Genomic DNA, 7,041 nt, shown 5'->3' with positions numbered 1-7,041 from the left:
CGACTATAATGGTGCATCAGCGCCGGTAAGGTGGCGGCGCAGACCGCCAAACCCATACAGGCGCTTAGAGGCCGTCAAGATCATGGTTGTGCTAGGAGGTACGCATGAGGCGCTGTGTCAGGGGCCGTGACAGACATTCCCTTGGAAGCTGGCCCGGGGGGGGCAAGGTTTTCCTGTGCGCGCTGGCGCTGGGGATGCTGCTGGCGTCGTCCGTTTCGGCCCAGGTCGTCGAAGGCTACATCCAGTTACCGGACACCTTCGGCGTGTTTAACCCTCCCTACCAAGTCGCGGTGGATTATGCTCCTGGGGCCGAGCGGCTCTTCGTCATCGGCGAAAGCAGCCAAGTGCTCGTGGTTGACGCCATCAGCTTCCAGAAGCTGAAGCGAATTCCGATACTGGCACGCTCCATCTGTTACAGCTCAGCTCACGACAAGCTGTATGTTGCAGAACTGACCGGCGGGAAGCTTGATGTCGTTGACGGCAACACGTATGAGGTCATCAAGCAGGTGCCGCTTGGAGACAATGCCGACTGGCTCTTCTACAACCCGATTGTCGACCGGGTCTACTGCGGGACCTACCGTTGGAGGGTCGTGGACTGCGCCAGCGACAGCATCGTGGACACGCTGGAGGTGAGCGGACGGGGTCGTTGCCGCGCCTTCGATTCCCTGCACAACAAGCTCTACAGCAGCACAGTCTATGGACTCAAAGTGCTCGACTGCGGCATGGACAGTGTGGTCGCCACCATCGACCGAATCGCCGATGCCTCGGCCCTCTGCTACAACCGCACTGGTGACCTAGTGTATGCGACTGTATCCCCGCGGACCGGACAACACGAGACGTTGTATTCAGTCGACACTCAGGCAGACAGCGTGATCGCCAAGTTCCGGATGCCCTTACACACTGAAATCTATGCTCCAACTTTCGTGATTTGCCATGACCCGATACACAACCGTGTCTTCACCGCGTGCCCCTGCTACGTTGCTGGCATTGACTGCGGTGGGGATACGCTAGCGCTGATCTGGACGTCGCGACCACCCGTTTACCCACCTTCCGGTCTTGTCTGCGCCCCCGAACTCAACAAGGTCTATATGGGATGGGCTGCGTACGTGGTCCGGTATGACGGCTCAACTGGTAGCCTATTCCTGGTGGATATGGACGCTACCACTATGGACCCCTTGTACTTGCCGCGCCTGCGGACTCTGTACTACGCCTCATACGATGGACGGTTCGGGGTCATCGGCTGCGACTCGGACTCGGTTCTGGACGTGCTGGCGCTGGCTCCGCGCGCAGAGCGCGTCTGCATGGACACGATAGACAACAAACTCTACTTCGCGCATTCCGAGCTACCCAGCTACCTCGGGGTCGTGGACTGCGCGGCGGGTAATGTGCAGTCGCTCCAGATGTGCAAGGGCCCGAGGGAAATGGTGCACAACTCGCGGGACAATAAGCTCTACGTGGTGACGTGGGACGGTTTCTACGGTAACCGCTGCGGTGTGTCTGTCTACGACTGCAAGAGCGACTCGCTACTCAGGTTCATGCCTGTCGGCTACGTTAGGGGCGGTCTCCATTGGCACCCGAGTCTGAACAAGATCTATGCCGGAGCGAACGACACCCTCGGTTATGACTACGTAGCCGTGATTGACTGCGCGACAGATAGCGTCACCAGGATTCTGCCGAGGGGAACCTACTCCAAAGGGTTCAGATGCACACTGCTGTCGCCGGAGCTCAATCAGTTCTGGGGCTTCTCATCACGCGGATACACGGTCGTGGACTGTCTCAGCGACAGCATCATCATGGACACGGTAACGGGATACCGTCTTGTCATGGGAGTCAGCTACTCAGCGGCCGACCGCAAGGTCTATGCCGAATACACGGCACTCTCCGTGTTCAGCATGGAGTCGCTTAGACCCGTAAAGAGCGTGCCACTGCCCCCACAGGAGACGAAGGGCGTACTCGTTCACGTCGCAGCGGCGAGAAAGCTGTATGGTGCCGTGCTCACGAGTTCTTCGACAGCGACCGACAGCATATATGTCCTCGACACGAGGACCGATAGTATCGTCTCCAGGTTCGACGCCAGGCACATGATCGGTGCGATGTGCGAGGACGCGACTGGGCGCTACGTGTATTGCACGGCAGTGTCCGATACTCATCCCGGGCCGGAGTCCCTACTGGTGATCGACACGCGGTGCGACAGCATCGTCTCGACCACGCCCGTACCGGACATGGCGGGGACCTTCGCCGGCTATTGGTTGGTGCCGAACCGACACACCGGCAGAATCTACGTTGGGCCGGGGGCCAACGGCCGGCTCGTTGTCCTACGAGACAGTGTGGTCATCGGCGTTGAGGAATGGAAACACGCGACTTATGCTCCAGTGGTGCCGCAGACGATTGTCAGTCGATCCCTTCCTCTCGGCTCCATGACACGTGCCGACCTGTACGACGCCTCCGGTCGCAGAGCCGTAACCCTACGGCCGGGCGCGAACGACATCAGCCATCTGGTTCCCGGGGTTTACTTCGTCCGGGAAGGGCCACAAGCTGCAAGCCTCGAGCTCCAAGCTGTGCGCAAGATTGTGATTGCGAAATGATCCCCCAGTTTGTGTTGGCAGGAAGCACCAAATGAGAAGGAGGCACGTATGACCTGACTGGCCGCCGGTACTGAAAGAAGACAATAGGGCAGCCCTGCCGTCCGGCAAGACAAACAGGTTTCAGGACACGTGTCCTGCTGCTGCCCTACTGACGTTAGTCCGTTCGAAGTGTAAGTCAAGAAACGAAGAGAAGGGAAGAACATGAAACTGTCCTTGAAATGGTTAACCCCAGTTCTGCTCATTGGCCTCATGGGAATAGGCTCTGCCCAGAACATGTGGCACTGGCACTGGGGGAATGAATTCGACACCAAGAGTGTGCAGTCCAACATCTCGTACTACCTGACCCGCAACAGCGGAGCCCACGCCGTGGACATGGCTGAATACAGCAGCGGCGGCACGACGAAGACGTGGATCAGCATTCTTGCCGAGAGCATATACACCGGGAACACGTACAACAGAAACGTACGGGCCTTTGAATATAGCGACCTGCTGCGGAACACCTGGTACTACCCGGAGAACGACCCCGTAGGCTTCAACCGCGGCTCCGGCGGCGACCAGCACAACTTCTCACACGGTCAGGTCGTACTCAGCCCGAACAACGACAAGCTGTACTCGGCAATCGACTACCAATTCGGGGGTGGCGGATCGACTTGGTTTCCGACACTGGCTGGGTTCTACCACGACGATGGGGTCACGGACCAGACCTCTTCCTACCGCCGTGTCACCGACCTGGCAGACTGCACGCCGGACAGCAGTTCGGCAATCGAACTGTTCCATGACGATGAGCATGCGTGCATAGTGTATACATGCCAGGATGCGCCGGATGACAACGACTTCTGGCTGGAGGCCAAGTACTCGACCAATGCGGGCAACAACTGGATCAGCAGGGAGTCGATTGTCCCGGCGTCATCAACCCTCCGGGCAACGCACCCTTCGCTCGTTGCGAACAACTACCAGGGCAGTCAGGTGTTGGTGGCCTTTGACTACAACTACGATGGGAATGGCAGCAGCGAGCCCTACGCCGGAATCTACGTTCTCGAGTCCACCAACCACGGGGAGGATTGGCCCACACTGGCGCCATCCCACACTCCTCGGGTGTCAGGCCTCGCGCCATCCGAGCCATGCTTGGCGGCCTCGGTTGACAACCAGTTCGTGATTCTGTGCTGGACCTATAGCGGGGCCATCAAGTATCAGTACTCCAATGACTTCGGCGGCTCCTGGTCCTCAACAGCCACGGTTCCGTTCTTCGGGGACAACGAACCGGACATTGCACTCGATCGTCCAAACGCCACCGTGGTCAGTGTCAACGGTCACCCCGGAATTCTGTTGGCTGTGCGGGCGAAGTCCAGGATGTTCCCGGACTCGCGGACCTCGGTTCTGGGGACGTTCGGGCAGTTCTATGACGGGCTAGCAAGGATCATCTGGCGAAACGAGCCGCCGATGTGCTCAAAGGGAGTTCGTGTCCAGAATGACCCAGTGCACCCCAACGTCGCAGCGCTCGACTACAGCCAAGGGCACGCCGGTGGGGAACCTCACGCAGTCTACGTTCGAAGCGCCCCGTGGGCGCAAGGGCGGAAACTCATCCGCCGAAGTGCGTACTGGCATCAGTATGAGGCCCCACCGCTCGCGGACCAGAACACAGCTCGACGATTGTCTTTGGGCAGTGATGGAGCCGTCCACTTCGCGTGCGACGAGCTCGGATGCTACGAGGCTGGCGAGATGGTCGGGCAGTACCCACTTCATGAGGTCGCAGGCGTTGGCGGAGCGGCAGCGCTTGCTGTGGACGGAGATGACCAGCGGTGGGTCACGTTTGTCTATGACGATACCGTCTACTGCCACATGCCTGGCGAACTCGCGCCACGGGCGGTCTTCGCTGGCTCCAGTTCTGCCGTACCGGGGCAGCCGTCGATTGTCTGCTACCCGAATCAGGCCAGCGGGGTATACGTCGGTAGCGTCGTGTTCCCGGTCTACGACACGGCTGGCGCTGCTTCGAAGATCATGTATGCTCGCGTCGACACCGGCGGGGTGGTGCTCGATACCATCGAGAGCGTTGCCAATCTCGGCGATAGCCTGCCGTGCGTCAATGTGTATCTAAGTGACTCACTAGTCGTGACGTGGCAACATGGAGACTCCACCTTGGCTTCGATGCTCTGCGACTACGGGCCGGGTACAGCCGGTCGTCCGGCCGCCTGGTCCAGCCCGAATCTCGTAACCGCCAACGGCTATCACGCCATGAGCCGGTTCGACGACAACGGCACGGCGCTCAACGTCGTCTGGACCCGGAAGAACGGCAGCAACTACGCCATCCAGCGCGCCACCTGCGACCTGTCCACCTCCCTGTTCGGCAACTGGTCACAGATGGCAACGCCGGGCGACACCGGCTCTGCCGAGAAGACGAATCCGGTCTTTGCCGGGCTGGGCGTTTCCTGCTGGCAGGAGAAGGACGCCAACGGCAAGTGGACTATCAAGGGCTTCGTCCGCGGCGAAGAGGAGACGTTTGTCGCCAACGACACCAACGCCTATCACCCGCACGCCGTGGCAGAGTCGAGCGCGATTTCGCCAAGTATAGACCAGGTGCGTGTCCATCTCCTTTATACTGCAGGAGTTACGTTCGAGGTCGATTCCGGCGTCTATGACACGGGCGAGACCCGCTATGTCTGCGAGAGCTTGAACGTCTCCCGGGCCACCAGCGACGCCACCAAGTACAACAACGGAGCCAAGCTGGTGCGGAAGAATGGGTCAGATTCGCTCTTCAGCGTCTACGCTGACCTCGACAACGCAGTCGTGTTCGCGTGGTCTGCCAACGGCGACACTTGGCAGCGGTCGGTGTTGGCCTCGGGCCGCGACTATCCGACGATAGCCGAGGATTCCAGCGGCAAGCGCTGGGTGGTAGTGCGGAAGCCGAGCCAGACGCTGAATCCGCCGATACAGGAGGCGTACTACCGTAACGGCAGTTCCTGGACCGGGCCGGAGACGCTCTACTCAGTGTCGGGCACGACGCTTGGGCCGGCCAGCCTGTCCGGTTCCTCTTACACCACATCCGGGATCGCCTACGCCGCGTTCCTCTCCACTGCCACGGGCGGAACCCAGTCCCTGATTCTCGCCAAGTTCAACGGCAGTTCGGTGTCTACCTACACGGTGGCTACCGGCTCAAGCCTGGGCGACCCGTCAATCACGGTCGAGCCCTACAAGTCGGACTCCGACCGCATCCACGTCACGTGGGAAGACAACGGCACCATCAAGTACCGCATGGACACCGACGGTCGGAGCACGAGCATCGCCAACAACTGGACCGCGGTCCACGACCTCACGGGCCGGGGCATCGTGGCCGCTCATCCGTACACCAACTCCGATGCTGACCAGATTGTCGTGGCCTGGGCGCAGGGCGACACGACCGACATCTACTCCCGCAAGCGTTCGACCGACAGCGCCTACAACAACTGGGAGATCGCGGCCAATCTGAGCAACACCTCAAGCAAAGCCTCCGACTATCCGACCATCGCCATGGGCGACTCGGTCATCGTAGCCTGGGAAGAGACCCGGTCGCAGAACGACCGCGACATCCTAGTCTGCATCGACTTCGGCGACACCTTGAACGTCTCGGACAATGCGACCGTATCCGGCTACCCGCACGTCCTCTTCTACAACAAGTCCTCGGGCGACACGGCCATACCGTATCTGCATACCATCTGGAGCGAGACGCCGGAGGCCGAGTACTACGAAGTCGGCTACAACAAGCTCAACCTGAAGCAGACCTCGGGCGAAGGCGGGCAGAGCGCAAATTCAGTCCCGATACCGGTGAAGCCGTCGCTTGCCTCCTGCCGCCCCAACCCGCTCAAGAGCCACACCCAGATCAGCTACGCCTTGCCGACAGCGAGCAACGTCAGCCTGCAGGTGTATGACGTGACGGGTCGGGCCGTGCGTACGCTGGCCAGCGGGCATCAGCAGGCGGGCAACTACTCGGTAAGCTGGGACGCCAAGGACAGCCGTGGCAGGCAGGTGCCGCGCGGTGTCTACTTCTACCGTCTCGACACGCCGGGGTTCCGGGCGGTCAAGAAGGCGGTGGTGGCGAGGTAGGGCGCGAGAACGGAGAGTCGAGAGTAGAGAACAGCCGAATGCGAGCAGGGGCGGGCGCAAGCCCGCCCCTGATTCTGAGGCGAGGTGCGACATCCGTCAGCCTGCCGCTACGGTGCCGGAGCGGGGACGTTGAAGACATCGGTGCGTATCGCGGCGAGGACCTCGGGCCTGAGACCGCGGTTCTGCCACTTCTCCAGCAGCACATGGGCCTCCTTCGCCAGCGTCGGGCCGGAGATAGTACGGCGGTGCGAGAGCTTGAAGAGCTGCCGGGCGAAGTCGAGGTAGAAGACTATGTACATGGTGTCGATGCCGCTTGAGTCCAGCACTTGCTTGGTCTCCGTTTCCATGGCACACAAGGCAACCAGCGAAGCCTGGTAGC

The 7,041-nt window shown here is 60.6% G+C and carries 3 protein-coding genes; 2 read left to right on the top strand and 1 reads right to left on the bottom strand.

Going from position 1 to position 7,041, the window contains the following annotated elements:
- Nucleotides 1-104 precede the first annotated feature (104 nt).
- Nucleotides 105-2,585 carry a hypothetical protein gene (locus tag FJY68_12800; protein ID MBM3332703.1) on the top strand — a complete coding sequence of 827 codons (2,481 nt, stop codon included), beginning with the start codon at nt 105-107 and terminating at the stop codon, nt 2,583-2,585.
- A 201-nt stretch (nt 2,586-2,786) separates the two neighbouring features.
- Nucleotides 2,787-6,662: a T9SS type A sorting domain-containing protein gene (locus tag FJY68_12795; protein MBM3332702.1), complete on the top strand. Its 3,876-nt coding sequence runs from the start codon at nt 2,787-2,789 to the stop codon at nt 6,660-6,662.
- A 107-nt stretch (nt 6,663-6,769) separates the two neighbouring features.
- Here FJY68_12795 and FJY68_12790 read toward each other — a convergent pair whose 3' ends face one another.
- Complete coding sequence (locus FJY68_12790; GenBank protein ID MBM3332701.1) at nt 6,770-7,009, bottom strand: hypothetical protein; 240 nt, start codon at nt 7,007-7,009, stop codon at nt 6,770-6,772.
- Nucleotides 7,010-7,041 lie beyond the last annotated feature (32 nt).

It is taken from the genome of candidate division WOR-3 bacterium, assembly GCA_016867815.1.
GTDB lineage: Bacteria > Hydrothermota > Tepidihabitantia > Tepidihabitantales > Tepidihabitantaceae > UBA2258.
The sequence above is the reverse complement of the archived record's forward strand: the minus strand, read 5'-3'. Positions and strand labels throughout refer to the sequence as shown.

Coding starts and splice junctions, on each gene's coding strand:
- FJY68_12800 (MBM3332703.1), top strand. CDS start 105: ATGAGGCGCTGTGTCAGGGGCCGTGACAGACATTCCCTTGGAAGCTGG.
- FJY68_12795 (MBM3332702.1), top strand. CDS start 2,787: ATGAAACTGTCCTTGAAATGGTTAACCCCAGTTCTGCTCATTGGCCTC.
- FJY68_12790 (MBM3332701.1), bottom strand. CDS start 7,009: ATGGAAACGGAGACCAAGCAAGTGCTGGACTCAAGCGGCATCGACACC.